Here is a 25,215-nt window from a genome sequence, read left to right on the forward strand (position 1 = left end):
AATTCCAGACCACCATGACGACCGGCAGATCGATCGACGGGAAGATGTCCACGTTCATGAGGCCGAAGCTGAGCACGCCGAGGACGAGCATCAGCAGCGCCATCACCGCGACGGAAAGCGGCCGGCGAAGCGCAAGGCGGACGATCCACATAATAAGGTGTGCCGGAGACCGTAGCTAAGTTCGCGGTCGTGGCAAACGGCAATGATAACACATAATCAGCGAGTGCGGTTTTCAAAATATGAGACGGGGGCCAGCAAGGCAAGTTTGCAGAGGTGACCCCTGCACCCGGTATTAAGGCCGCCCGCCGTTGGCGGGCGCGACCCCTGCCAACGGCTTAATACTGCGCTGCCGTCGCCACGGCCAGGGCTGACCCCTGCACCCAATGTTAAGAGAAAGATATGGCCTTCGCTCTGTTAGAAGGGTAAGGGGGGAAACAATCGCGTGGACGGGGCGCGCTTTAGGGGACGGGGGCGGCGGCGAGCAGGCCGGCAGCCTCGTCGTAGCCGAGCATCAGGTTCATGTTCTGGATCGCCTGACCCGAGGCGCCTTTGCCGAGGTTGTCGATCGCGGTTATCACGAGCAGGGTTTCGCTGCGTCGATCGAGGATGAACGCCAACTCGCAGAAATTGGTGGCGCGCACGTTGCGCAGCTCGGGAAGTTCTCCCGGTTTGAGGATTCGCACGAACCGCGACTTGGCAAAGCTGGCCTCAAAGGCGGCGTGAACGTCGCTCTCGGTCGTGCCGGAGCGCGGGCGCATAAAGATCGAGCTGAGCAGACCACGGGTGATCGGCAGCAGATGCGGCACGAACAGCAGCGCGATGTCGCGGCCGAGCGCGGCGGAGATTTCCTGCTCCATCTCGGGGACGTGGCGATGGTTGCCAACCTTGTAGGCGCGGAAATTCTCGTTGACTTCGGCGAACAGCTGCTCGATGGACGCAGCCCGGCGCGCGCCGGTGGTGCCCGACTTCGCGTCGATGATTATCGACGACGGCTCGATCAAGTCGCGCCTGATAAGCGGCAGCAGCGCGAGCAGCGCGCCGGTCGGAAAGCATCCGGGCGTCGCGACCAGGCGCGCCTCGCGAAGCTCATGCCGATGGAATTCGCTTAGCCCGTAAACCGCCTCCGCGAGAAGTTGCGGCGCGGGATGTTCGATGCCGTAAGTGGCGCGGAACTGCGCCGCATCCTTGAATCGGAAATCCGCCGACAGGTCCACTACCTTGAGGCCGGCCTTGATCAGTTCAGCGGTATGCGCGGTGCCAACCGTCTCGGGCAGGCACGAGAGCACGACCTCGGCGCGGTCCTGGACCAGGTCGGGGCGCAATTCCTCAAACGGCGGCAAGTCGACGCCGGCCATGTGCCGGTAAACGTCGGCGACCTCGCGCCCGGCGTAATGCTCGGAAGTGAGCACGCTCAGCTCGACGAACGGATGGCTGGCGAGGATGCGGACCGCCTCGATACCCGAGTATCCCGAGGCGCCGACCACGGCCACCTTGACCTTGTCGTGCGTAACCACTTGGCGAATCTCAGTGCTCCTTTGCGAATTGCCGTCGAAGCCACTCACCTAGCATGATTGCTCACGCCGAGCCAGTTACTTGGTTTCGAACTCGAAGACCATGTCGGCGGGCGGATGTTCGGGGTCGGCCGCGAGTTTGTCCAGGTAAATCCGCACCGGAGTGTCATCCGGGCGCGCCTCGCCAAGCCGCTCGAGTTCCGCCCGCGCGGACAATATATCGCCCGCGCGAATCATCGTCAGCGCGTCGCCAAAGTGGCTATAAAACGAAGGATCGACGCTGTCGTTGTCACGCCCGGCTACGTCGACGATCGGCACCAGCAGCTCTTTTCCCTTGACCTTCACCAGTCCGAGCTCGCGCCCGATGAAACCGGCGCCGGCTTCGGTGTAGGTCACGCGGCTGACCAGCAGGTGCACCTTGAAATGACGGGTCAGTCCCTCCAGCCGCGAGGCAAAGTTGACCGTGTCGCCGATGACGGAATAGTCGAAGCGGTTTTCGCCGCCAAAGTTGCCGACCACGACGTCGCCGGTCGAAATGCCGATGCCGATGTCGAGGTCAACGAAGCGCGGATCGTTTTTCTGGAGCCCGCGGAGATTCTCGAGCATCTTGAGCGCGCAATCGATCGCTGAGCGCGAGGGATTCTCCAGGTCGTTGGGCGCGCCCCAGAACGCCATGATTCCGTCGCCCATCAACTTGTCCACGACTCCGCCGGTCTTGAAGATTACGTCGATCATCGAGGTCATGTAGGTGTTCAGCAGCGCGACCAGATCTTCGGGCTCGGTGCGCTCGGCGCGTTTGGTGAAGCTGACGATATCGGCGAAGAGAATCGCGAGATGACGCCGCTCACCGCCGAGTTTCAAACCCTGGGGCGAATCCAGCACCGACGTGATCACGTCGGGGTTCAAGTAATGCTCGAAGGCGACGCGCAAGTGGCGTTTTTCGCGTCCTTCGGTGATGTACCGATATCCGGCCAGAACCATGTACATGAGAACCGCGGTGAGCAGGGGGAAAACGACCCCGATGACCAGGCCGTCGTGCAACAGCCGCATCTGAGCGTAAGCGTAGTAGCCGACCAGCAAAATCACGCCCAACGCCGCCGACGACAGCGCGGACAGCCACGCGACGCCAACCGACATCAGAATGCCGATCAGGAGCGTGGCGACAAGAGCTATTTCCTGAGCCTCGATCGGGCGGCGAATGAAGTCGCCCTGAATCATGTTGTCGATCGCGTTGGCGTGGATCTCGACGCGTGCCATGTCGCCATCGACGGGAGTTACACCGCGATCGCCCAGTCCGTGAGCGGTTGCGCCAACCAGGACAATCTTTCCCGCCAGTTTGTCAGGCGCAATCCTGTGATTGATGATGTCCGAGATGGAGTAGTGCGGGAATGGATGGGCGCCGCGCCGGAAATTCACCAGCATCCGGCCGGTGTCATCGACCGGTATTTGCACACCGGCCACCGAGACTGCCGACACGCCGTTGGGATCGAGTCCCAATACCATTGACGCGCCGCCCGCATACGCGTCGGCGACGGCGATAAACAACGGCGCACAGTAGCGGCCGTCGAATTGGATTACCGTCATCTCGCCGCGAATTTCACCGTCGGCGTCCGCGTCAACGTCAAAGTATCCGATCGAATGGGCGGCATCGTTAAGCAGCGGAATTGGCGGCGAATACCCATAAGCCTCGATCAAATTCGGCGATTTGCCCGGAGCCTGCCGCACGATTCCGTAACCGAGCGGCCCGGGCGGTCGAATCTTGTCGAGGAACCCAGCCGTTTTGACGCTTCCCGAATGACCTTGGAACTGGTGGCTCTCGAACGGGTAGCCAAACACGGTCAGGCCGTGAGATTTCATCGCGGTGGCAAATGCCTGGTCGTTGCCGGGACCCAGAACCTCGCCAATCGCATCGTGCTTGAGGCCAAGTCCCGCCAGCTTTTCGCCTATTTCGCCGCGCGTTACATCGCTCTTGTCGGGTTCGCTGAAGATCGCGTCGAATCCTATTACGTTGACCTTGTAGTCCTTGAGCGCATCGACCAGCCGGGCGAGCACGAATCGCGGCCACGGCCATTGCCCAAGCTGCGCGATACTCCGGTCATCGACCGCGGCGATCGCGATTGCGCCCGAGGACGGATGCGGAGCGATGGTATTGATTCGAAGGTCGTACGCGATCAGATCCATCCGCTCGAATGCGCCATGGAAGCGGTAGTGGGCGGCGAACATCAACCCCAGCAGCACGATCCCGAACAGGAAAGTGCGCCACGAGAACCTGAGAGCCGTGTGTGACGGTTTTGCGCTCGCCATCGTTGCCGATATTCGAGTTTAGCTCGACGGCGCGGGCGCCGCTAACCGCGCTTGCCCACGCCGCCTCCCGCGGCGTGGTTTGACCTACTCAAGGACGGGCATGTAGTCGATAAGATTGGCTCGCGGGGTAGCGGTTGCGGTCGGTGTCGCGGTCGGTGTCGCTGTGGCAGTCGCGGTCGCGGTCGGCGTCGAGGTCGCGGTTGCCGTCGCGGTTGCAGTCGGGGTCGGTGTCGGTGTCGCCGTACGGGTTGCGGTCGCGGTCGGGGTCGGGGTCTGCGTGGCAGTCGCAGTGGCTGTTGGAGTCGCGGTTTGGGTAGCCGTCGCCGTTCGAGTTGGGGATGCAGAGGTGGTTGGCGTCGCGGTCGCGGTTGGAGTGTGTTTGTGTGTCGCCGGGCCGCAGCTAGCGCAGGGATCGCACGCCTGGATAAGCAAAGAAAAAAGCGCACCAAGTATGCAAATTGCGGTTAAGGTCGCACTCTGGCGCATCTCAGTCAGGCTCTTCCCGGATATCTTCCTACAGCTAAAGGACGCCCCTGCACGTCAGACACCGTCGCACGAAATGAACACAAGCCTCAGCGCCAGCACCGCGCAACCGGCGACGAATCCGGCGATGATTGCGCGCATCACTTGATAGTGCTCGTTGCGCTAACCGCCCCCCGATTGGGTGCGGCAGGTCATGGCGCCGGCCTGATTTTCGGTTGTATCGATGAGGCGGACTTCCTCACTATAATAATCGATCACCAGCGCCAATGGGCATCCGCCGCCAGCCAGAAAAATATAGCCGGTATTGTCGGTGTTCAGGCAGTAAGTTGCGCCTGTAGTCAAGGCGGTGAACCCGGAAAACGTGGTCCCTGAAGGGTTGTTGTTGTTGACCGCCGCCTGCCCTGAGATGTTGCCGGCGCCGTCGGAGGTGATCGTGAGTAACTGTACCTGGACCCCGCCAGTCGAATTGGTCGTAATCAGGGTGCAACCGTAAGTGCCGGAATAAAAATTCGACAGCGTACCGCTCGTGGTACAGCTCGGCGCAGGACTCGGGCAAGTCGGGCCGGCGGCCGCGCCGGCGATTTGCGGGCTCCCGCGTCCCAATAGGACCAGCAGCATGGAAGCGGTCGCCATCAGACTGATAACTCTCGCCTTCCTGATCACTCTCGCCTTCATGAACCCTCCGAAAGACGCGCCTTAGACGCGGGCGCAAAGGCTGAATTCACCGCTTAACGAGATCGACTGGCTGAATAATCGCTTACTCTAACCAGCTGAGCTGCTTGTACATGCTGATCTGGCCGTATTGATGAGCGTTGCCATAGCCGACCTGCGCGCTCACGCCAAACTTCCACGGCCGGTAATAGAAGCCGACATCCGGTCCACCCTGGCCCTGCGAGGCGGCCAGGAAGCCGCCGTTGTACATCGCGCCGCCGACGCCGCCCAGGACCATGTACTTTTCGGTCGAGAGCAGGATTGCCTGCAGATCGAATTCGGTGCTGGTCACGCCATTCTGGAAATCATGCATCGAGCTGAAAGATGCGTTGAGCGGATGCTGACTGTGCAGACATATCCAGCTGGAGAAATCGCCCTCGACCACGAAGGCGTCGCTATCCGCAACGTCGTGGCCGCCCGAGACGTAAAGATGCGTACCGGGGAACAGCGTGAAATCGAGGCCGCCCTGAAAGCGTCCGAAGTTGAGGCGCGGATAACTGCCGCTGGACGGCGCAAGCGGACTCTCGAAGCCGCCGCCGATCCACAGTTGGTAGCCGGTCGCGCGGCCGAAGACCCCGATGTACGGCGTGACGCTTTGCTCGACCTGCGTGCCCTCCTGAAGGACGGCATATTTGTCGCTGACGTAGCCGCCGCCAAAGGCGGTCGCCTGGACCAGTCCGGGCGTCTGCAGGGAAAAGAACCCCGGATACGTGTCGTCAAACCATTGCGCATGCGCTGCCGGCGCGATCGTGAGCGCGCTCAATACCACTGCGAACGCGACCATCATGCTAACGCGGGAAATCCGATTCTTCGCCACGTCTGACCTCCTCCTCTATCGAGCTCCCAGGCCTACGCCCGTCGGCGGTGGCGGATGACCCACTGAAATCGCACATGCGAAACAGGTCACCGGCGGACATGCCGGCGCCGGTGCACCGCTCGATCCCGGCGAGGTTCCCGTGAACCCGACGCCACCGCCGCCAGTGCCACCCGCGTTCGCGCTGTCGAGCGACACTGCCCCGGTCATCGAAAGCGGTCCGGCAGTCGTCGGAGTTTGGTTGCACGGCACCGTCGCCTCGTAGCCCGAGCCGATATTCTGGCCCGCGTTGGGAGCCGCCAAGGACGCCAGGTTGACGGTCCCTTGATAGACGGAGACGTCAGTATATCGATCGCATCCCTTATAGCCGGGCCTGATTACATTTTCGCTGTATGCGGTATCGAACCTTGTGCCTCGCACTGCCGCAACCGCGTTGGGAGTATGCACCTGGTAATTTGCCGGTGCACCGCCCGATGAGGCGTTTACCAGCGACCGCAGGACTCCCGAAACCAACCCCACGCGGGTCGAAGTGGTTCCGCCGGTAATCGTGAACTCGTCGAGCGTGATGCTGCTGGCGGGTCCCAGCTCGAGCCGGCTCTGATCGTTGAGCACGATAACCGCGTGCCCGCTGGCGCCGGTCACGATTCGATCGCCCACATCGACCCCAACTCCTGACGCAGCTCCGATTGTGGCCCCGGTGCGCTGAATCTGCACTTGACCGCTCACCGAAGAGAAGGAACCCGCTGCCGTCTGCGCCAGCGCCGGTCCGGATACCACAAGCACCAGCGCGCTTATGAGCAAAAGCTCGGCACTCAACACGGCGCTATAATGATTTCGGTTTCGACGCATCTAATCGCGCTCCTTTACCGCTAGCGCTCCTTTTGTATTTGTCCTTGCAATGGTAAGTCAACCGCTCCACGTAAGTATTTTTCACATCAGCGCAAATGAATAGGGCGCGAGCATCGCTCACGCCCCGGTCATCTCAAGCTGAATCCTGGGCGCCTGCCCGCGGATTCGGCTCGACGGTCCCTAACGTTTGGAGTATTGCGGCCGCTTGCGCGCCTTGTGACGCCCGTACTTCTTGCGCTCGACCTCGCGTGGATCGCGCGTCAGCATCCCGCCCTTGCGCAGCGTCGGCCGCAGCGTCTCGGTCGCGCTGACCAGCGCGCGCGAAATCCCGTGACGGACCGCGTCGGCCTGCGCCGCGATTCCGCCGCCCTCGACGTTCACCAGCACATCGTACTGCCCCACGGTCTCGGTGGCCTCGAACGGCTCCAGAATCCGCATTCGCGACGTCGGGCGCGGGAAGTAGTCCTCGAGCGTGCGCTCGTTAATCGTGATCGTGCCGCTGCCGGGCAGCATTCTGACGCGCGCCACCGCGGTCTTGCGCCGCCCCGTAGTCCAGATGATGTTTTTCTTTTCTGCCATTTGACAATCGTGCCTTGTTAGACGCTCACGGACCTGTTTAGACGCTCACGGTTTTGGGCTTCTGCGCGGCGTGCGGATGCTCGGCGCCGCGATAAACCTTGAGCTTATTGAAAATCTGATGGCCGAGTCGATTCTTCGGCAGCATCCCCTTCACCGCAATCTCGAGCAGCCGCTCGGGCTTGGCTTCGAGCATCTTGCCCGCCGACGTCGTGCGGATTCCGCCCGGCCATTCCGTATGGCGATGGTACAGCTTGCTCAGCGATTTCGATCCCGTCAGGCGAACCTTGGCGGCGTTGATGATAACGACGAAATCGCCGGTATCCTGGTTGGGAGTGTAATCGGGCCGGGTCTTGCCGGTCAGCAGGCTTGCCGCGCGCGACGCCACTCGTCCCAGCGCCCGCTCGCTTGCATCGATCACCACCCAGTTGCGATCGCGCAGCCCATTCTCGCGCGAGATGCTTCGGGTTTGTTCAGTCAGCTTCAAGTTCGTACACCTGGTAAAAAAGAAAAAACGTTAATTTTGGCGGGGCCGATGGGATTTGAACCCACGACTTCCGACGTGACAGGCCGGCGTTCTAACCGGGCTGAACTACGACCCCGCCCGAACCATCTGTTGTTACATTTTCCAGCCCGCGTAGCAACAACGCGTCGCCCGCGCGCAGTGCCCTAATTTGAACGCCGCCGAAAAATTGCAACTATTTGCCAAATCAACGCTGCGCCAAATCCGAAGTACAGCATCGTCGCCAGCTTAGTCCACCCCTCATATCTCAAAAACTCCGCAGACGCCGGTACGAGCAAGACCAGCGCCAAAAAAAGAAAGTCGTGACTGAAATCTATCGGGTGGAGGTTCATCATTGTCGAGGCGCTCAAGAAAGCGCGGTTCCGATTAACTCCTCGACCGACCATACCCGATTGCTCACGCCAGCCGCCATCGCGGCCGTCATCCTGAACGAAACGAGCAACGCGATCGCCAAGTCTGTCATCCTGAACGAAACGAGCAACGCGATCGCCAAGTCTGTCATCCTGAACGAAGCGAGCAACGCGACCGCCTAGTCTGTCATCCTGAGCGAAGCGAGCAACGCGAGCGCAGCGAAGGATCTCGGACAGCTTCGCGCCAGCGAAGCCGGTACCGGTTCCGCCCTCCCTTGCCAAGGGGCGTCGCAACGCGCGCGCGACAACGGAGCGCGGCCTTAATACTGGGTACAGGGGTCACCCCTGTTCAGGGATGAACTATTCAGCCTGCCCGCGCTGCCCGCGGTGTGCTAGGCAATCGCTATGGTCAACACTCAGGCGAGATCCCCGCACGCAGTTCTCCGCACGACTCGACATCTGGCAGCGTCCCCTTCCGCGAAAGTTAATTCTGACGGAACAAAGCTAGCCCTTGTGGTATATCCGTCACCAGACCACAACTAATGGTATAAATTGCGCTTTCCAGCCAAATTGAACCTGCGGAATTGCGCAGGAAACAGCAGACCAGAAAGACGAAATCCCGGCATTCTCCGCCGCCGCGACGCCTACGCGACCCGGCGCATCAACTCCAGGATGTCGTAGCCGGTGATCTCGCGGCTCTTCGCCGACCAATCCCGAAGCTCCGCGTCCGACACCATCCCGGCCTGCGCACCCTTGGCGAGGTCCATCAGGCCGATTTTGATCGTCGCCTCGTCGATCATCTCGCCCGATTTCGGATCGGCCATCGAGCCTCCCCCCTTCTCGTGGTAGAGCTTGATCACGCGGCGCGCCTCCTCGACCTGATCGACGCTCGGCGTATAGCACGCGTTGGCGATCTCCGCCTGCTGCGGATGTATCACCCAGGTGCCATCCATCCCGAGGTTCGCGGCGCCGACGTTCTTCTCGCGCAAGGCCGCCTGCAGTTCCTTGACGCGCTCGGGCGAATCCGTGTTGCGCCACAGCCGCAGATAGACGTTGTCGATCGCGTGCAGCCCGGCGGCCTTGGCCGCGACCACCACCGCCTGCTTCGAGTAGTGAAAATTCTGATTCTGATTCTCGACGATCTCGCGGATGCCGAGATTTGCGGCGAAGTCGGCGATGCCGAACACCAGCCCGCACATCCGATCCGACGCGGTCGCGATTTCGTACGCCTTGATCAGCGCGTGCGGCGTCTCGATCAGCGACTCGATCTGAAGCCGGTAGTTCCATCCGCCGCGCTTTTCGAGATCGTCGAGCAGCTTCGACACCTCGCGAATTTCCTCGGGCCCGCGCGTCTTCGGCAGCATGATGCCGTGGAAGCGATTGGGCGCGCCGAGCACGATGGCCTCCATGTCGCCCTTGAAGAACTTCGAATGGATATTGTTGGGCCGCACCGTGACGACCTTCTTGCCGAAGTCGAGCGTGTTGAACGCCTCGACCATCACTTTGCGGCTCTTGTCGCCCTTGAACTCATATGGGCACGCGTCTTCGAAGTCCGCCATCACGTGGTCGACCGGCGCTTTCACCGCGTCGGCGGCCGTGACGTGCAGCTTCATGTTGTGACCCGGATAGGTCAGCTCGGTGCGCGGAATTACGAAACGTGCGCCTTTATCCAATACGTACATCGATTGATTCTCTCCTGGAGAATTTCACTTCGCCCGCTCAGGGCTGAAGGTAGTGCAGCTTGCGCTTGATAAGAACCGTGCGCTCGATTTCGACGACCACGGTGCCGTCGGGTTTCTTGCCAATCAGTTTGAACTTCACCAGTCCCGCGTCGGACCGGTCCGCATCGCGCTTCTCCAGCACCGTCGATTCGGCGTAAATCGTGTCGCCGTGAAACACCGGGTTGGTATGCTTGCCGTTGTCCATCTCGACTTCGGCGATCGCGTTCTCGCTGGTGTCCTCCGACGCCAGCCCGACCGTGAACGCCAGCACCACCCCGCCGTACACCAGCAGCTTGCCGCCGACGTAGGCGCCCGGATTCCTGTCGATCAGGTCCTGGTTGAAGTGCAGCTCGGCCGTGTTCATCACCAGCGAGGTGAAGATGTGATTGTCGGCCTCCGTGATCGTGCGGCCGCGCTGATGGACCAGCGTGTCGCCGACCGTAAAATCCTCGAAGTAGCTGCCGTCGTTGGTGATGCTCATTGCGTCAGTTCTGCTCCATGATACGCCGGCCGATGACCTCGTACTGGATCTCGCTGGTGCCCTCGAAGATCGACAGCACCCGCGCGTCGCGCCAGAAGCGCTGCGCCTCGAACTCCATCGAGTATCCGTAGCCGCCATGCACCTGCATCGCCTCGCGCGTGACCCGCTCGGCCATCTCGGCGGCAAACGCCTTGGCCAGTCCGGCCTCGTAGTCGCATCGCTTGCCGGTGTCTTTTTCGCCGGCGGCGAAGTAGCAAAGCTGCCGCGCGGCTTCGATCTCGACCGCCATGTGCGCCAGCTTATGCCTGATCACCTGGAAGTCGCCGATCGGCTGGCCGAACTGCTTGCGGTCCTTCGCATACTTGACCGCGCATTCGAACGCCGCCTGCGCCACGCCGACGCCGCGCGCCGCAGTCTGGATTCGCGCCGCCTCGTAACTCGCCATCAATTGGTAGAATCCGCGCCCTTCCTGCCCGCCGATCAGATTCGCGGCGGGTGCGTATGCGTCCTCGAACTGCAGCGAGTAACTGCGCATCCCGTGGTAGCCGACGGTGGGAATCGGCGAGCCGGTCAATGTCGGCGGCATGAAGTCGTCGCCCGGCTGCTTCTCGAACAGGATCAGCGACAGTCCCTTGTGCCGCTTCGACATGTCGGGGTCGGTGCGCGTCATCACGGTCAGCATCTGCGCGCGATTGGCGAACGTGCACCACATCTTCGCGCCATTGATCAGATAGCCGTCGCCCTGTTTGACCGCCCGCGTTTTGAACGACGCCGTGTCGCTGCCCGAATCGGGTTCGGTGAATGCGGCCGCGGTCATAAGCTCGCCGCGCGCGATCGCCGGCAGGAATTTCTTTTTCTGCTCGGGCGTGCCGTGGGCGCTGATCAGAGTGCCGGTGATGATGTTGCGCGTCATCACCGAGCCCACGCTGAGCCATCCGCGCGACAACTCCTCGGTGACGATCGCCATCGAGATGTAATCCAGCCCCATGCCGCCTTCTTCGGCGGGAAAGATCACCCCGAAGTAGCCCAGCTCGGCCATCTGCTTGAGGATGTGCTCGGGGATTTCCTTGTTCTGACGATCGAGGTCGTTGGCGATGGGCTTGATCTCGGCCTCGACGAACTCGCGGACCGAGCGCCGGATAAATTCATGCTCAGGCGTGATCAGAGGCATCTTGTGCTTTGCTCCTGGTGTCGTGTCCCGCAAATAGCAAAAGCGTCACGTCACCGAGTACCCTGGCTCATACATCTCAAGCATCCTGAAAACGCGTCACGTGGCCGAGCACCCCGGCTCATCCATCTCAAGCGTCGCGGCCCCTGAAAAGGCATCGTGTCCCGCAAATGGCAAAAGCATCACGTCACCGAGTACCCAGGTAACATCTCAAGCATCCTGAAACGCGTCACGTGGCCGAGCACCCCGGCTCATCCATCTCAAGCGTCGCGGCCCCTGAAAAAGCATCTCAAGCGTCGCGGCCCCCGAAAAGGCGTTTGCGAATCAGCACCGGCCGCTCGTACTCGAGCACCTTTTCGCCGCGTTGGTTGTAGCCGGTGGTCCGGAACTTGACCACGCCGCGATCGGGCCGCGAAGTGTCGCGCTTGGAGAGCACGATCGACTCGGAGGTAATCGTGTCGCCGGGATAGACCGTCTCGTGCCACTTCATTTTCTCGTAGCCGAGATGGGCTATCGCGCGCTCGCTCAGGTCCTCGACCGAAAGCCCGAACACCACGTTCATCACCAGCATGTGATTTACGACCACGTTCTTGTAGCCCAGGCTCTGCGCGTACTCGCGATTGAAGTAGCTCGGGTTGAAGTTCATCGTGACGCTCGAGAAGAAACTGTTGTCGCCCTCGGTGATCGTGCGTCCCCAATGATGCTTGAAAAGATGGCCGACCTCGAAGTCCTCGAAGTAGTGACCACGCTCGATTCTGCGCACTGCCATGTGAGTCAGGATGCCTTCTTCCTGTGATCGTTGAATCGCGAAATGTTCTGAAGCCGAGTCAGTTTTTTATGGAATTAATGGTTGTGCGTCAACCAACCTCCGGCGCGATCGCTCCGTTCCCTAACCCGTGAAGGATAAGTATTGTCTTATCTGAGGGAAACCGGTAGCTAATTCCGGCGCCCGTTTTTGAACGAAACCTCGAATCAGGACTTGGCAAGCCGGCCGGTGCCGCCGCCCGTCGCGCGGTAGCGCCCCGGTGGTAAACAACGAAAAATTGAAATGAGCCGTAAGGAAATTTACGAGATCGGCGAGGTGCCCCCCATCGGGCACGTGCCCAAACAGATGTACGCGCAGGTAATCCGCGCGGAGCGATTCGGCGACCCCAGGCACGCATTCAAGGTCGAGAAGATCGCCGTGCCGGAAATCCGCGCCGACGAAGTGCTGGTTTACGTGATGGCGGCGGGTGTGAACTTCAACAATGTGTGGGCTGCGCTGGGCTCGCCGCTGAACGTCATCGCCGCGCGTCAGAAAGCCAAGTACGATCATTCGGATTTTCATATCGGCGGCAGCGACGCCTCGGGAATCGTCTATGCCGTCGGCCACGACGTGCACAACGTCAAGGTCGGCGACCGCGTCGTGATGCATTGCGGCGTCTGGGATCGCGACTCGCCCGCGGCGCGCAACGGCGACGATCCGATGTACGACCCGTCGTTCAAGATTTGGGGTTACGAAACCAACTGGGGAAGCTTCGCACAGTTCGCCCGCGTGCAGGCGCATCAGTGCATGCCCAAGGCCACGCATCTCACCTGGGAAGAAGCCGCTGGGCCGACCCTGGTGGGCGCAACCGCGTACCGGATGCTGATGGGATGGCCGCCGCACGTCGTGCGCCGCGGCGACGTGGTCCTCATTTGGGGCGCGTCGGGCGGCCTGGGATGCATGGCGATTCAGATCGTCAAGGCCGAAGGCGGAATTCCGGTCGGCATCGTCAGCGACGATCGCAAAATTGATTTCTGCGTCAGGCTCGGCGCCAGGGGCTGCATCAATCGGAAAAAACACCTGCATTGGGGCATGATGCCGCACTGGAAGGATACCGCGGCGTACAACAAGTGGGCCGCGGAATGCCGCGGGTTTGGCAAAGCCATCTGGGACATCGTCGGCGAGCGCAAAAATCCGCGCATCGTATTCGAGCATCCCGGCGAAGACACCATTTCAACTTCCGTGTTCGTCTGCGACACCGGCGGAATGGTCGTGATCTGCGCCGGCACCACCGGCTACAACGCCGTGATTGACCTGCGCTACTTGTGGATGCGCCAGAAGCGCGTGCAGGGCTCGCATTTCGCCAACGACGAGCAGGCCTACGCCTTCAATCAGCTCGTGCTCGACGGCAAGATCGATCCGTGCGTCGCCAAGACCTTCCGCTTCGAAGAGATTCCGGAATGCCACCAGGCGATGCATGAAAATCGCGCGCCCGAGGGCAAGATGGTGGCGCTGGTCGGCGCACCGAGCGCCGGCCTGAAAGATCTCCCGCACTGACGCAAACTCACCGGAGCGCTATTCCGCGCGTCCGATCCTCGACTACAATCGGGCCACGACGATGGTTTCGCTCGATTCGCTAAAGCTCGAACTCGCCCGCCAGGTCGAAGGCGAAGTCCGCTTCGACGCCGGCACTCGCGCCGCCTACGCGACCGACGCATCGAACTATCGCCAGGTGCCGGTGGGCGTGGTGATTGTGCGCCACGAAGGCGACGTGATTGCGGCGCTTTCGATCGCACGCGAAAACTCGATGCCGATTCTCGCGCGCGGCGGCGGCACCAGCCTCGCCGGCCAGGCGTGCAACGCCGCGCTCGTGCTCGATTTCTCCAAGTACATGAATCGAGTCATCGCCATTGAGCCCGGCGCGCGCGTAGCACGGGTCGAACCCGGCGTGATCCAGAGCCATCTCAACGCCGCGCTGGCGCCGCACGGCCTGTTCTTCGCGCCCGATCCATCGACGAAAGATCGATGCACCATCGGCGGGATGATTGGCAACAACTCATGCGGCGCGCATTCGGCAGCATACGGCAAAACCGTCGATAACGTCGAGGCGCTGGAAGTCGTCCTCTACGACGGAACGCAACTCTCGTTGACAGGTTCGATTACCGACGCGGAAATTGGCGCGGCAATCGCGCGCGGCGGCCGCGAAGGCGAGCTTTACTCGCGCATCCGCGAGCTTCGCGACCAATCCGCCGATTCCGTGCGCACTCATTTCCCCAAGCTTCCGCGCCGCGTCTCGGGCTACAACCTCGACGAGCTGATGCCGGAGCGGAGCTTCAACCTTGCCCGCGCAATCGTTGGCTCGGAGGGCACGCTCGCCGCAGTCATCCGCGCGACGGTACGAGCCGTGCCGCGCCCGAACGAACTTGGGCTGGTCGTGCTCGGCTTCGACGACGTATTCACCGCGGCGGATCAAACGCCGTGGCTGCTCGAGCATCGCCCCGAAGCGCTGGAAGGCTTCGATGAGAATCTTCCCGAGTTCGCGCGCATCAAGGCGATGCCGGGCGTGCGATTTCTGCCCGCCGGGCGCGCTTTTCTGCTCGTCGAGCTGGGCGGCGCGTCGCGGGACGAAGCGCGCGAGCGCGCGGATCGCGTGATCGCCCAAGCGCGCGGGGTGCGCGAATGCACCGGCGCCGCTTACCTTGCCGACGCGCGGGAGCAGGCCGCGGTCTGGCAGATTCGCGAGTCGGGGCTTGGCTCGAGCGCGTTCATCCCGGGCCGCCCGCGCACTTGGCCGGGCGCCGAAGACTCTGCCGTGCCTCCCGCCAGGCTCGGCGCGTTTCTGCGCGGCTTCGACCGCATCCTCACCCGCCACAGCCTCAGGGTGGCAACCTACTACGGACATTTCGGCGAAGGATGCGTTCACGCGCGCGTCAATTTCGATTTCGCCAGCGCGCCCGGAATCGCGACGTTCCGTGCAACGATGATCGCGCTCGGCGAACTGGTTGCGAGCCTGGGCGGTTCGCTCTCGGGCGAGCACGGTGACGGGCTGGCGCGCTCCGAGTTGCTGCCGATGATGTTTCGGCCCGAGCTGATCGACGCGTTCCGCGATTTCAAGCGAATCTTCGATCCCGATTCGATGATGAATCCGGGCGTGATCGTCGATCCGCATCCGCTCGACTCGCACCTGAAGCTGGGTGCGAACTATCAGCCGCGCGAAATCGCCACGCACTTCAACTTCAGAGCCGAAGGCGGGCTGGCGGGCGCGGCGCTCAGATGCGTCGGGATCGGGAAATGCCGGAAGACCGAGGCGGGCACGATGTGCCCGTCGTACATGGCGACGCGCGAGGAAATCCATTCGACGCGCGGACGCGCGCGGATCCTGTTCGAGGCTTTGACCACCGAGCTGTTGCCCGAGGGTTTCTCCGATCCGGCGCTGCGCGACGCGCTGGATTTGTGCCTGTCGTGCAAAGGATGCAAGAGCGAGTGTCCGTCGTCGGTGGATATGGCGGCATACCGCGCGGAATTTTTCTTCAACTATTATCGGAGCCACCGGCGTCCGCTTGCGTCGGCGTTGCTCGGCAAGCTGAACCAGGTCGCGCGGCTTGCGTCGTACGCGCCGTCGATCGCCAACGCCCTTGCGCACGCGCCGATGGTGGGCGGCGTCATGAAAAAAGCGCTCGCGATTCATCCGGAGCGTGAATTGCCGCGTTTTGCGCGGCGGACCTTCCGCTCATGGTTCGAGCGTAGGACGGCTCCCAGAGCAGGCGGGCGCGAAGTCGTGCTGTTTCCCGACACCTTCAACAACTTTTTCGAGCCGCACGTCGCGATCGCCGCGGTGGAAGTCCTGGAGCGGGCCGGATTTCGCGTGATCGTTCCGCGCCATCAGCTATGCTGCGGCCGCCCGCTCTACGATCAGGGGATGCTGGAGCAGGCGAAGGCGCGCCTCAGAGAGGTGATGGAAGCGCTCGATCCATTCGTCGCGGTGGGTATTCCGATCGTCGGGCTGGAGCCGAGTTGTATCCTGACTTTTCGCGACGAGTTGCCGTCGTTGTTCCCCGACGACGCGCGGGCCGTCGCGCTGGCGGCGAATTCATTGCTGCTCGACGAGCTGCTCGTCCGCGAGGGGGATAATTTCGCGCCGCCGGAGCTGCGCAGGCGCACAATCGTGCAGGGGCATTGCCATCAGAAGGCCATCGCGGGAATCGGCGACGAGGTCGCGCTGCTGTCACGCGCGGCCGGCGCGCATCTAGAGGTGCTCGACGCGGGATGTTGCGGGATGGCGGGAGCGTTCGGCTACGACCGCGAGCATTTCGAGGTATCGAAAGCGATCGGCGCGCGAGTTTTGATTCCGGCGATCGACAAGGCGCCACCCGAGGCGATCATCGTGGCCGACGGGTTCTCGTGCCGCTCGCAGATTCGGCATTTCTGTCCGTCGCGGCGCCCGATGCATCTGGCGGAGGTGCTGAACCTGGCGGCCGGCGGATGAGAGGGGAAAGCGCCGGTAGGCGAAATGCCGGCGGCTGCGATAGTCTGGCGCGATTAAGGAGTTCAGAAAGATGAGGCTGGGAATCACCATTCCGTTCGATCCGTTTCGAGGTGCGCATTTCCCCGAGCTGGTGCGCACCGCGGATCGATGCGGCTACACCGACGCGTGGTCGTATGAATCGTTTTCGAGCGACGGGTTTGCGCCGATTGCGGCGGCGGCGATGCTAAGCCATCAGATTCGCTTGGGATGCGCGATCATCCCGGTGTTCACGCGGCCGGCACCGCTGATCGCGATGTCGGCGGTTACAGTCAACGAGCTGGCGGGCGGCCGCTTTATCCTGGGGCTGGGAATCTCGACGCCGAATATCGTCGAGCAGTGGATGGGCGTGCCGTTTCGCAAGCCGGTTACGATGATGCGCGAGACGGTGGAAGCGTTGCGCGCAATTTTTCGCGGCGAGAAGGTCACGATGGCGGGCAAGATGGTCAAGATAAACGGTTTCCGGCTCGATCTGCCGATTACGAATCCGCCGAAAATCTATATCGGGGCGCAGGGCGCCAAGATGCTGCGGCTGGCGGGCGAGCTGGGCGACGGCGTGATCGTCAACTTCATCACGCCCGAGACGGTCGGGCCGATGCTGGAAAACACGCGCGAGGGGATGCGCGCGGCGGGCAAAGATCCCGCGCGGCTGGACGTGGTGTGCAGAATAATCGCCGCGGTGGATGAGGACGAAGACGTCGTGCGAAACCTGTTCCGGCGGTCGCTGACGGCCTACGTGACGGTGCCGCAGTACAACAAGTTCTTTCGCGAGATCGGCTACGACAAGGAAGCGACGATTGCGATCGATGCGTGGAACGCCGGCGATCGGGGCAAAGCGCTGGAGGCGGTTTCCGACGAGATGGTCGAGAAGATTTTCGTGTTCGGCACGGCGGAGAAATGCCGGCGGCGGCTGGATGACTACGCGCGGGCGGGAATCACGACAACGGCGCTGCAATTTGCGTCGTTCGCGAAGACGCCGGAAGAGCGCCGCGCACGGATACTGCATGCGATGGAGCGTCTGGCGTCGGTCTAGGGCCGGCGGAAAGCACCTGCGTCATAGGCGCGCGGCATGAAGGAAGAATCACCTGCGCGGTGGGCGGCAGGGGCTGACCCCTGCACCCAGTGAGAAGACGCGAAAATCTGCGCAACGCATCTTTTCGCGACTACACGATGGGCAGGGCTGAGCCCTGGCCGTGGCGACGGCAGCGCAGTATTAAGCCGTAGGCAGGGTCCGCGCCCGCCAACGGCGGGCGGCCTTAATACTGGGTGCAGGGGTCACCCCTGCCGGCCTGTTAGGACTTTTTTTGAGTCATCCTGAGCGTAGCGAAGGAACCCGGATCCGGGATTCTTCGCTTCGCAGACTCCGCTCTAGAATGACAGAAAAGGAAGGAACCGGGATTCTTCCCCTTCGGCGGCACTCAGGGCTTCGGCTCAATCACAGCAAGTTTCGCTCAGAATGACACGGGCTGGACTTGCCCCGGTTTGATGGACACTGCGAAAAAAATCGCGCCCCGCCGGGAGGCGACGGGGCGCGCTGGTCGTCAGAATCGATTCAGATGCACAGTTACCGGATGAATTGCTGAAGCAGCGGCGCGAGCCCCGAGCCTGAGCCGTAAGGCTGGCCGTATCCGCCGTTGTATCCGCCGCCGTTGTATCCGCCGCCGTTGTATCCGCCGTTGTAGGCGCGGTTGTAGCCGCCGTTGTTGTTGTATGCGGGCGCTCCACCGTATCCACCGAGTCCACGGAACATCCCGCCGGCGTAAGGCGCCGCGCCTGCACAGCCGCTATGGAACGCCCATTGATTCCGCGCCAGCAGCTCAGCGGCGGCCGCCGGATGGCCGGTGTTCCGGTCGCGATAATAGTTGTTCACGACGCTCTGCGCTTGTCCGCACCCCGAAGATCCGCCCGCGTAACCCGGCGCGCCATAATATCCGGGCCCTGCAGCATAACCAGGAGCCGCATAGTAGCCGCGGTTGCCGTAGTTGCGGCCATAGTTGCGATAAGCGTTAGCGTCGGCCCAGGCGCGGTTTGCGCGCCAGTCACGATTGGCAGCCACCGCGTTGTCGCGGAACTCACGGCGAGTCACAGCCGGGGCCACGTTGTTGTGCGCTGGAGCGAAGGAGCGCGCCGGCGCATTTGAAGAACGTGACGCATGCGCCGCCGCATGCGAATCGTGATGGCCGTGGTTGTCAAAGGCAGCCGCCGTAATCGGCGCCGCAAGGATCGCGAGACCAGCCATCACAGCCATCAGACTTCGTTTGGATTTCATTGCCGGTTACCTCTACCTGATTGAGGGAGCATTAAGGATGCCAAGGATGCCATCGATTCGTTTCGGAAAATTTCCCGTATCGCACCTGGTCTTCACAGCTATAAGTACGCCGCCGGCAAATTAGGGTTGCACTATTTCGAAAATAAAAAACGCAAAACGTCAACGGAGAGAACAGCTTAACGCATGTTCAGGTTCGAGCCGCCGGGAAATAAACAAACGTTCAGACGCGAGCCCGTGAAACAGTGGAAAAGTTAAAAGTGAAAAGTGAAAAGTGAAGAATCAGACGAAGGCGCGCCCCGCCGGGAGGGGACGGGGCGCGCTGGTCGTCAGGACCGAATCAGATGCACAGTTGCCGGACGAATCGCTCAATCAGCGGCATCCGCTATGGAACGCCCATTGATTCCGTGCGAGCAAATCAGCGGCGGCCGCGGGATGGCCGGTGTTCCGGTCGCGATAATAGTTGTTCACGACGCTCTGCGCTGCCCTGCACCTCGATGACACCATGGTGTAAATCGGCGCGCCATAATAGGGGGACCCTACAGGATAACCACGAGTCCAATAGCCTTCCGCATAGCCGGGGCCGTAGCCGGGGCCGCGGTAGCCGGGGCCGTAGCCGGGGCCACGGTAGCCGGGTTCGCCCCAGCCACGGCCACGGTAGCCGGGTTCGCCATAGCCGTGGGCCGCTTCGTTGTGATTGTCGTGCCAGTCACGATTAGCCGGCACCGCGTTGTTGTGGAACTCATGGCCATTCACGTCAGCCGGACGGCCATTGTGCGCCGGCATATTTTCAGAATGTGCCGCATGCGCCGGACGCGAATCGTTCGGGGCGTGGTTGTCGTTGTCAAACGCAGCCGCCGTAATCGGCGCCGCAAGGATCGCCAGACCAGCCAGCACAACCATCAGACTTCGTTTGGATTTCATTGTCGGTTACCTCTACCTCACTGAGGGAGCATTAACGATGCCATCGATTCGTTTCGGAAAACTTCCCGTATCGCACTTGATCTTCACAGCTATAAGTACGCCATGGGCAAATTCGGGTTGCACCAATTCTGAATAAAGGAACGCAAAACGTCAACGGAGAGAATAGCTTAACGCATCTTCAGGTTCGAGCGGCCGGGAAAATAAACAAACGTTCAGACCCGAGCCAGTCAAAAAGTGGAAAACGAAAAAACGAAAAATCAGACGAAGGTGCGCCGCGCGAGGTAGAACACGGCGGCGCCGACGACCGCGTACACCGCGATTCCTTCGAGCAGGGTCGCGCCGCTGGTGACGACGACCAGGCCCACGACGAGCACGGTGCCGATGACGGCGACGACCTGCTCGATGCGCCGCTCGCGCGCGCGGACCCGGGCGACATGCTCGGTGATGGACGCGCCGCATTTGGGGCATACGCCGCCCCGCTTGACGACTACGTCAGCCTCGCAACTGGGGCATTCGATTTTCGTTCGCAGCGGCATCGCAGAGCAGGACCGGCGGTTGCGGTGAGAGGCTACGAGGTACGGCCGCGATTGGCAAGGCAGGGGCAATCACCTGCGCGGTGGGCGGCAGGGGTGACCCCTGCACCCAGTGAGAGGACGCGAAAATCTGCGCAGCGCATCTTTTCGCGACTACGCGATAAAAGGGCTGAGCCAACGGCTAGAGATGACGCCTGCACCGCAGGGGTGAGCCCTGGCCGTCGCGGCGGCAGCGCAGTATTAAGCAGTAGGCAGGGTCCGCGCCCGCCAACGGCAGGCGGCCTTAATACTGGGTGCAGGGGTCACCCCTGCCGGCCTGTTAGAACTTTTTTTGAGTCATCCTGAGCGTAGCGAAGGAACCCGGATCCGGGATTCTTCGCTACGCAGACTCCGCTCTAGAATGACACAAATAAGGAAGACGACGGCCGCGGCCGCGGCCGTCGTCTCTTCTAAGCTGTGTTATGCGCGCGCTTTGCGCAGTTTGCCGGCCGAGCGCTTGGCTATCCGCACACGCTCGGGGCGCCGCTTGACGCGTGCGCGCTTGGCTGCCACTTTGGTGGGCTTTTGAATTGCGACCGCCGGCGCGGGCGCTGCCGGGGACGCGACTGGGGCCGCCGCAGGCTGTATCGCAGCCTCGGCGGCAGCGCGCTCGGCCTCGAGGGCGAGCGTGGCGCGCCGGCGCGCGATCGCGTCGAGGCGCTTGTCCTTCCACTTGCGCAGACCCATCCGCATGTACTCGGCATTGATGTCGAGCATGTCGCAGACGTTGTCGAAGGAAAAGACCCAGCGCTTGTCTTCGTGCGCGATCCATTCGTCAGCATCGCGGAACAATCGCTGGCCTTTGCTGGTGGAGGCGTCGATGCATTTCATGAAGCATTCGATCGCGTCCTCGAGCACGCTCAGGATGAGCCGCTTTTCACCCTCGAGCAGATGCTTCTTGCGCATCGCCTCGAAGTATTGAACGGGCAAAAGGGTGTCGGGCTCGAACAGCCCCGGCAATCTTTCGTCCAGTGTTTCCTTTTCCTGCATCTTTTCTCCGTTACCCGCTTTCAATGTCATGCGTGTATCCACCGCCCCACCCTCCTCATAGTTATGACGCAGCCACGCCTGCGCCTATTCAGAGTCGTCCTCGTTCTGTTCCTTAAATATTTCGTGCCATGCCATCTGGATGGCTTCCAATTTCGCCTCGGTAGAGCCGTCGCGATTGTCATCGAATTCGTCGAGGTCGATAATCCATTGACGCAGATCAGTGAAGCGCGCGGCGAGCGGGTCCAATCCCGGATGATTCTCCGCGAGCACTTCGGCAATTTCCTCGGCCTGATCCCACTTAAACCCCATCTTGAATACGTCCTTCGCCGGGCCTCGGTTGCAAGTTACCCTGCTAGGAAAGGTCCTCCACTGATTTCTTCTCGAGCGCCAGCTTGATAGCGGCGTCCATAATGCGCTCCGCGAACGGAGTGGTAACCTCGTTCAACTCCTCGACGAGTTTTGCGATTAGCTCGCGATCGGTTCCGATTCGGGCCGCCTCCAGCCGCTCCACCACCTCGTCCATGCGGGCACGCTCCCGATTGTCGACCAGGGCCCCGAATTCGCCGAGCTGCTTACGCAGCGCGCCCAGGATTTGCTCGGCGTCGTTGCGGTACGAAATCAGCAGGCGCTCCTCGAGATCCTGCTCCCCGAGATCAACAGCCTCTTCGAGCATTCGCTCGATCTCGTCATCCGTCAGTCCATAGCTCGGCTTGACGTCGACTGAATGCTCGCGGCCCGTGCGCTCATCGCGCGCATTGACATTAAGTATCCCGTTTGCATCGATGAGGAAAGTGACCTCGATGCGCGGGACCCCCGCCGGCTGGGACTGAATCGGCCCCAGCTTGAAGCGCGCCAAGCTACGGCAATCCTTAGCAAGCTCGCGCTCTCCTTGCAAAACATGGATATCAACATGGGTTTGATTATCCACAGCGGTGGTAAAGCCTTCAGCTACGCTGGTCGGAATAGTGGTATTACGATGTATAAGACGTTCCATCACGCCACCCATCGTTTCGATACCCAGCGAGAGGGGGACGACGTCGAGCAGGAGCATGTCGCCCTGCATGCCCATTAGCACAGAAGCCTGCACAGCGGCTCCCAGAGCGACGATCTGGTCGGGGTCAATCGAGCACAGGGGTTCCCTATGGAACATCGCGGCGACCCGCTGGCGGACCAGCGGCATCCGGGTCGAGCCGCCGACCAGAACGACAGCGTCGATGTCGGCGGGGGTGAGCTTGGCGTCGGCAACGGCCAGCTCGCATCGCTTGAGCGTGCGGGCGAGGAAAGGCTCGGCCATGCGCTCGAGGGCACCGCGGGTCAAATGCTTGCGAATCGAGTGGCCGGGGAGATCGACGACGACGGGAGTCTCGGCAACGTCGGTGAGGCGTTGCTTGGCGTTCTCGGCGGCCATGCGAGCGCTGTTCCAGACGTGGCGATCGAGCTTGAGGGCGTCGGGGATTTCAGCGAGCAGCCATTCGACGATGACGCGGTCGATGTCGTCGCCACCGAGATGGGTATCGCCGTTGGTCGCCAGCACCTCGAAGATTCCCTCCTTGATGCTGAGAATCGAGATGTCGAAAGTGCCGCCGCCGAAATCGAACACGGCGACATTGCCGGCCGCGCGGGTGTTCAAGCCGTAGGCGAGCGACGCGGCGGTGGGCTCGTTGACCAGGCGCACGACCTCGAGGCCGGCGAGACGGCCGGCATCCTTGGTGGCCTGGCGCTGGCCGTCGTTGAAATAAGCGGGAACGGTGATGACGACGCGCTCGACTTTTTCGTCCTTGCCGGCGGCACGCAGAGCGCGTTCGGCGCCGTCCTTGAGGGCGCGCAGAATCTCGGCGGAGATTTGCGAGGGAGTGAAGACGCGCTTGCCAATTTGAAAGCGCACCACCGGGCCGCTCAGATCGGCAAACGTATAGCGCGCGCGATCTTCGGGCGCGATCTCGTCGCCGCCCAATCCCATGTAGCGCTTGACGGATCGAATGACAGCGCCGTACTCGCCGCCGGCAAAACCGACCGCGCTGACGCGGCCGTCGCGCTCGACGGTCAGATGCGGCTCCATCTCGATGGCTCGTTCGCCGACGGTGATGGCGCCGTCGGGCGCAATCGCAACGACGCTCGGCAGCAGGGCCCGCTGGTTGCCGCCGATCGCGATAACGCGGGGCGCGCCGTCTTCCATGGCGGCAATCAGGCTGTTGGTGGTGCCGAGGTCTATGCCAAAAATTCGGGACATCTTAACTTAACTTTGCCAGGTTGGTTGGTCAGGCAGCCTTTGAGTTCTCGAGCGCGCGATCGACGTCGCGAATCAGGGTGCGCAGGTAGGCGATGCTCGAAAGAATCGCCTTCAGTTCAAATGTAAGCATCTTTTCATCCGAGCGCTGATCCCATTTCAGGAAATTTCGCTCGAGCTCCGCCAGGCTGGCATCCATCGTGGCTTGAAGCTGGGCGCGGCGCTGGGCGACCTGGGCTGCGAGCTCGCGCGCGGCGTCCGAGTCAGCGGGCGCATCGTGCATCCCGGCGAGTTGCTCCTGCACCTCGAAGACCAGCTCGGCGAGCTCGGGCGGAACGCGCTTGTTGTTCTCGGAGAGCTTTTCACCGATTAGTTCGAGCCAGTAAAGACCGCGGGCGACGGGATCGCGGATCGTGCGGTAGCTGCGGGTGAGAGTCGCGGTGGCGCGCAGACTCGCGTCGCGCACCCGGGCGGCGCTGGAGGCGAAGCGGTCGGGATGAAGCTTGCGGCTCAGCGCGTGGTAGCGGCGCTCGAGCGCGCCGAGATCGATCGTCAGCGTGCGGGGCATCCCCAGCGCGGCGAAACAATCGAGCGGTGCCGCCAGCGGCGACCCGCAATCAGGGCAAATCAGCAGCGGCTGTTGCGGCCGTCCGCATGAAGGGCATTCGATCATCTTGAGACAGCAGTCCCCACGTCCACTCGTTCATACGACGAACGATTCTCCACATCCGCAACTGCGCTTGGCGTTTGGATTGACGACCTTGAAGCCCGACGACATCAGTTCTTCGCCGTAGTCGAGCTCGGAGCCGTTGAGATAGAGAAAACTTTTCTTGTCCACGATGAGACGCGCGCCGTCGCGCTCGAAGACCTTGTCGCGTTCTTTGGCGGCGTCGATTTCCATCCGGTATTGCAAGCCCGAGCATCCGCCGCCAACGACCTTCACGCGCAAGCCGGCGCCTTCGCCCTTGTCGGCGACGAGTTGCTTGATCTTCTGGACGGCGCCCTCGGAAAGCGAAATCACCACGTAAGACTACGCCTCCTTCGACTTGGGCGGCTGCTCCTCGGTTGAAGCGGGATGGTCGCCCTTGCGCTTGCGCCAATCGGCGATCGCGGCCTTGATCGCGTCCTCGGCGAGCACGGAGCAGTGAATCTTGACCGGCGGCAGGTTGAGTTCCTTGACGATGACGGTGTTCTTGATGGTTATCGCCTCGTCGATATGCTTGCCCTTGACGAGTTCGGTGACGTAGCTCGAACTTGCGATCGCGCTGCCGCATCCGAAGGTCTTGAAGCGCGCATCCTCGATCACGCCGTCGTCGCCGATCTTCAACTGCAGCTTCATCACGTCGCCGCATTCCGGCGCGCCGACGACGCCGGTGCCGACGTTGGGCTCGTCCTTGGCGAAGCTGCCGACGTTGCGCGGATTGTTGTAGTGCTCGATAACCTTATCCGAATAAGCCATGATTTTTTCCCTGAAGCGG

25 protein-coding genes and 1 tRNA gene are annotated in these 25,215 nt (G+C 61.9%); 4 read left to right on the plus strand and 22 right to left on the minus strand.

All coding sequences use genetic code 11. The features are described from left to right. The 9 genes from ABSB13_RS03970 to ABSB13_RS04010 form a co-directional block, all read right to left on the minus strand. On the minus strand, nucleotides 1–151 hold a 151-nt coding region (locus ABSB13_RS03970), incomplete at its 3' end, for an efflux RND transporter permease subunit (protein WP_428105755.1). Between the two features lie 307 nt (nucleotides 152–458). Further along, nucleotides 459–1,514 (minus strand): N-acetyl-gamma-glutamyl-phosphate reductase, encoded by a 1,056-nt coding sequence (gene argC, locus ABSB13_RS03975; RefSeq protein WP_428105679.1) that lies wholly within the window; start codon nucleotides 1,512–1,514, stop codon nucleotides 459–461. 75 nt (nucleotides 1,515–1,589) lie between these two features. Further along, complete coding sequence (locus tag ABSB13_RS03980; RefSeq protein WP_428105680.1) at nucleotides 1,590–3,815, minus strand: CHASE2 domain-containing protein; 2,226 nt, start codon at nucleotides 3,813–3,815, stop codon at nucleotides 1,590–1,592. A gap of 645 nt (nucleotides 3,816–4,460) precedes the next feature. Beyond that, a complete protein-coding gene (locus ABSB13_RS03985; protein WP_428105682.1) occupies nucleotides 4,461–4,931 on the minus strand; it encodes a hypothetical protein in 471 nt (156 codons plus the stop codon). Nucleotides 4,932–5,055: 124 nt separating this feature from the next. Next, on the minus strand, nucleotides 5,056–5,826 hold the full coding sequence (locus tag ABSB13_RS03990) for a hypothetical protein (protein WP_428105683.1): 771 nt from the start codon (nucleotides 5,824–5,826) through the stop codon (nucleotides 5,056–5,058). Between the two features lie 15 nt (nucleotides 5,827–5,841). Further along, entirely contained in the window at nucleotides 5,842–6,672 is an 831-nt protein-coding gene (locus ABSB13_RS03995) for a FecR family protein (RefSeq protein ID WP_428105684.1), read from the minus strand. Between the two features lie 180 nt (nucleotides 6,673–6,852). Next, nucleotides 6,853–7,251, minus strand: coding sequence for a 30S ribosomal protein S9 (rpsI, locus tag ABSB13_RS04000; RefSeq protein ID WP_331964960.1), 399 nt, complete (start codon nucleotides 7,249–7,251; stop codon nucleotides 6,853–6,855). Between the two features lie 37 nt (nucleotides 7,252–7,288). Continuing rightward, a complete protein-coding gene (gene rplM, locus ABSB13_RS04005; RefSeq protein WP_428105757.1) occupies nucleotides 7,289–7,729 on the minus strand; it encodes a 50S ribosomal protein L13 in 441 nt (146 codons plus the stop codon). 43 nt (nucleotides 7,730–7,772) lie between these two features. Beyond that, nucleotides 7,773–7,850: transfer RNA gene (locus ABSB13_RS04010), tRNA-Asp, on the minus strand. Nucleotides 7,851–7,950: 100 nt separating this feature from the next. On the opposite strand from ABSB13_RS04010, the gene ABSB13_RS04015 reads away from it, so the two are divergent. After that, nucleotides 7,951–8,304, plus strand: a complete 354-nt coding sequence (locus tag ABSB13_RS04015; RefSeq protein ID WP_428105686.1) for a hypothetical protein — start codon at nucleotides 7,951–7,953, stop codon at nucleotides 8,302–8,304. Nucleotides 8,305–8,765: 461 nt separating this feature from the next. Here the strand turns inward: ABSB13_RS04015 and ABSB13_RS04020 are convergent, their stop codons facing one another. From ABSB13_RS04020 to ABSB13_RS04035, 4 genes are all read right to left on the minus strand, one after another. After that, nucleotides 8,766–9,803, minus strand: coding sequence for an HpcH/HpaI aldolase/citrate lyase family protein (locus ABSB13_RS04020; RefSeq protein WP_428105687.1), 1,038 nt, complete (start codon nucleotides 9,801–9,803; stop codon nucleotides 8,766–8,768). A gap of 37 nt (nucleotides 9,804–9,840) precedes the next feature. Further along, entirely contained in the window at nucleotides 9,841–10,323 is a 483-nt protein-coding gene (locus tag ABSB13_RS04025) for a MaoC family dehydratase (protein ID WP_428105688.1), read from the minus strand. Nucleotides 10,324–10,327: 4 nt separating this feature from the next. After that, the gene (locus ABSB13_RS04030) at nucleotides 10,328–11,494 is read right to left on the minus strand and encodes an acyl-CoA dehydrogenase family protein (RefSeq protein WP_428105690.1); all 1,167 of its coding nucleotides are present in this window, start codon (nucleotides 11,492–11,494) and stop codon (nucleotides 10,328–10,330) included. A gap of 286 nt (nucleotides 11,495–11,780) precedes the next feature. Continuing rightward, nucleotides 11,781–12,260: a MaoC family dehydratase gene (locus tag ABSB13_RS04035; protein WP_428105691.1), complete on the minus strand. Its 480-nt coding sequence runs from the start codon at nucleotides 12,258–12,260 to the stop codon at nucleotides 11,781–11,783. A 279-nt stretch (nucleotides 12,261–12,539) separates the two neighbouring features. On the opposite strand from ABSB13_RS04035, the gene ccrA reads away from it, so the two are divergent. From ccrA to ABSB13_RS04050, 3 genes are all read left to right on the plus strand, one after another. Next, nucleotides 12,540–13,793: a crotonyl-CoA carboxylase/reductase gene (gene ccrA / locus ABSB13_RS04040; protein ID WP_428105693.1), complete on the plus strand. Its 1,254-nt coding sequence runs from the start codon at nucleotides 12,540–12,542 to the stop codon at nucleotides 13,791–13,793. Between the two features lie 61 nt (nucleotides 13,794–13,854). Beyond that, complete coding sequence (locus tag ABSB13_RS04045) at nucleotides 13,855–16,722, plus strand: FAD-binding and (Fe-S)-binding domain-containing protein (protein ID WP_428105694.1); 2,868 nt, start codon at nucleotides 13,855–13,857, stop codon at nucleotides 16,720–16,722. 70 nt (nucleotides 16,723–16,792) lie between these two features. Further along, nucleotides 16,793–17,791 (plus strand): LLM class F420-dependent oxidoreductase, encoded by a 999-nt coding sequence (locus ABSB13_RS04050; protein WP_428105695.1) that lies wholly within the window; start codon nucleotides 16,793–16,795, stop codon nucleotides 17,789–17,791. 531 nt (nucleotides 17,792–18,322) lie between these two features. On the opposite strand, the gene ABSB13_RS04055 is transcribed toward ABSB13_RS04050, so the two are convergent. The 9 genes from ABSB13_RS04055 to iscU all read right to left on the minus strand — a co-directional run bounded on the left by ABSB13_RS04055 (nucleotide 18,323) and on the right by iscU (nucleotide 25,196). Continuing rightward, nucleotides 18,323–19,027 carry a hypothetical protein gene (locus tag ABSB13_RS04055; protein WP_428105697.1) on the minus strand — a complete coding sequence of 235 codons (705 nt, stop codon included), beginning with the start codon at nucleotides 19,025–19,027 and terminating at the stop codon, nucleotides 18,323–18,325. Nucleotides 19,028–19,396: 369 nt separating this feature from the next. Beyond that, nucleotides 19,397–19,948 (minus strand): hypothetical protein, encoded by a 552-nt coding sequence (locus ABSB13_RS04060; protein WP_428105699.1) that lies wholly within the window; start codon nucleotides 19,946–19,948, stop codon nucleotides 19,397–19,399. A gap of 257 nt (nucleotides 19,949–20,205) precedes the next feature. Then, nucleotides 20,206–20,484 carry a hypothetical protein gene (locus ABSB13_RS04065; RefSeq protein WP_428105700.1) on the minus strand — a complete coding sequence of 93 codons (279 nt, stop codon included), beginning with the start codon at nucleotides 20,482–20,484 and terminating at the stop codon, nucleotides 20,206–20,208. Nucleotides 20,485–20,940: 456 nt separating this feature from the next. Continuing rightward, the gene (locus ABSB13_RS04070) at nucleotides 20,941–21,510 is read right to left on the minus strand and encodes a hypothetical protein (protein ID WP_428105701.1); all 570 of its coding nucleotides are present in this window, start codon (nucleotides 21,508–21,510) and stop codon (nucleotides 20,941–20,943) included. A gap of 84 nt (nucleotides 21,511–21,594) precedes the next feature. Next, nucleotides 21,595–21,819 (minus strand): Fe-S cluster assembly protein IscX, encoded by a 225-nt coding sequence (iscX, locus tag ABSB13_RS04075; protein ID WP_428105702.1) that lies wholly within the window; start codon nucleotides 21,817–21,819, stop codon nucleotides 21,595–21,597. 43 nt (nucleotides 21,820–21,862) lie between these two features. After that, nucleotides 21,863–23,740: a Fe-S protein assembly chaperone HscA gene (hscA, locus tag ABSB13_RS04080; protein ID WP_428105704.1), complete on the minus strand. Its 1,878-nt coding sequence runs from the start codon at nucleotides 23,738–23,740 to the stop codon at nucleotides 21,863–21,865. Nucleotides 23,741–23,768: 28 nt separating this feature from the next. After that, nucleotides 23,769–24,410, minus strand: a complete 642-nt coding sequence (locus ABSB13_RS04085; RefSeq protein ID WP_428105706.1) for a hypothetical protein — start codon at nucleotides 24,408–24,410, stop codon at nucleotides 23,769–23,771. Between the two features lie 30 nt (nucleotides 24,411–24,440). Next, entirely contained in the window at nucleotides 24,441–24,761 is a 321-nt protein-coding gene (locus tag ABSB13_RS04090) for a HesB/IscA family protein (RefSeq protein ID WP_333647985.1), read from the minus strand. A 6-nt stretch (nucleotides 24,762–24,767) separates the two neighbouring features. After that, on the minus strand, nucleotides 24,768–25,196 hold the full coding sequence (gene iscU, locus ABSB13_RS04095; RefSeq protein ID WP_428105707.1) for a Fe-S cluster assembly scaffold IscU: 429 nt from the start codon (nucleotides 25,194–25,196) through the stop codon (nucleotides 24,768–24,770). Between the last annotated feature and the right edge of the window lie 19 nt (nucleotides 25,197–25,215).

The sequence above is a fragment of the Binatus sp. (SeqCode) genome (genome assembly GCF_050013435.1).
GTDB lineage: Bacteria > Desulfobacterota > Binatia > Binatales > Binataceae > Binatus.

Bases quoted from the DNA above. Each gene is read 5' to 3' on its own strand.
- ABSB13_RS03980 (WP_428105680.1), bottom strand. From the start codon at position 3,815: ATGGCGAGCGCAAAACCGTCACACACGGCTCTCAGGTTCTCGTGGCGC.
- ABSB13_RS03985 (WP_428105682.1), bottom strand. From the start codon at position 4,931: ATGGCGACCGCTTCCATGCTGCTGGTCCTATTGGGACGCGGGAGCCCG.
- ABSB13_RS03995 (WP_428105684.1), bottom strand. From the start codon at position 6,672: ATGCGTCGAAACCGAAATCATTATAGCGCCGTGTTGAGTGCCGAGCTT.
- rpsI (WP_331964960.1), bottom strand. From the start codon at position 7,251: ATGGCAGAAAAGAAAAACATCATCTGGACTACGGGGCGGCGCAAGACC.
- ABSB13_RS04020 (WP_428105687.1), bottom strand. From the start codon at position 9,803: ATGTACGTATTGGATAAAGGCGCACGTTTCGTAATTCCGCGCACCGAG.
- ABSB13_RS04025 (WP_428105688.1), bottom strand. From the start codon at position 10,323: ATGAGCATCACCAACGACGGCAGCTACTTCGAGGATTTTACGGTCGGC.
- ABSB13_RS04030 (WP_428105690.1), bottom strand. From the start codon at position 11,494: ATGCCTCTGATCACGCCTGAGCATGAATTTATCCGGCGCTCGGTCCGC.
- ABSB13_RS04035 (WP_428105691.1), bottom strand. From the start codon at position 12,260: ATGGCAGTGCGCAGAATCGAGCGTGGTCACTACTTCGAGGACTTCGAG.
- ccrA (WP_428105693.1), top strand. From the start codon at position 12,540: ATGAGCCGTAAGGAAATTTACGAGATCGGCGAGGTGCCCCCCATCGGG.
- ABSB13_RS04045 (WP_428105694.1), top strand. From the start codon at position 13,855: ATGGTTTCGCTCGATTCGCTAAAGCTCGAACTCGCCCGCCAGGTCGAA.
- ABSB13_RS04050 (WP_428105695.1), top strand. From the start codon at position 16,793: ATGAGGCTGGGAATCACCATTCCGTTCGATCCGTTTCGAGGTGCGCAT.
- ABSB13_RS04055 (WP_428105697.1), bottom strand. From the start codon at position 19,027: ATGAAATCCAAACGAAGTCTGATGGCTGTGATGGCTGGTCTCGCGATC.
- ABSB13_RS04060 (WP_428105699.1), bottom strand. From the start codon at position 19,948: ATGAAATCCAAACGAAGTCTGATGGTTGTGCTGGCTGGTCTGGCGATC.
- ABSB13_RS04065 (WP_428105700.1), bottom strand. From the start codon at position 20,484: ATGCCGCTGCGAACGAAAATCGAATGCCCCAGTTGCGAGGCTGACGTA.
- ABSB13_RS04070 (WP_428105701.1), bottom strand. From the start codon at position 21,510: ATGCAGGAAAAGGAAACACTGGACGAAAGATTGCCGGGGCTGTTCGAG.
- iscX (WP_428105702.1), bottom strand. From the start codon at position 21,819: ATGGGGTTTAAGTGGGATCAGGCCGAGGAAATTGCCGAAGTGCTCGCG.
- hscA (WP_428105704.1), bottom strand. From the start codon at position 23,740: ATGTCCCGAATTTTTGGCATAGACCTCGGCACCACCAACAGCCTGATT.
- ABSB13_RS04085 (WP_428105706.1), bottom strand. From the start codon at position 24,410: ATGATCGAATGCCCTTCATGCGGACGGCCGCAACAGCCGCTGCTGATT.
- iscU (WP_428105707.1), bottom strand. From the start codon at position 25,196: ATGGCTTATTCGGATAAGGTTATCGAGCACTACAACAATCCGCGCAAC.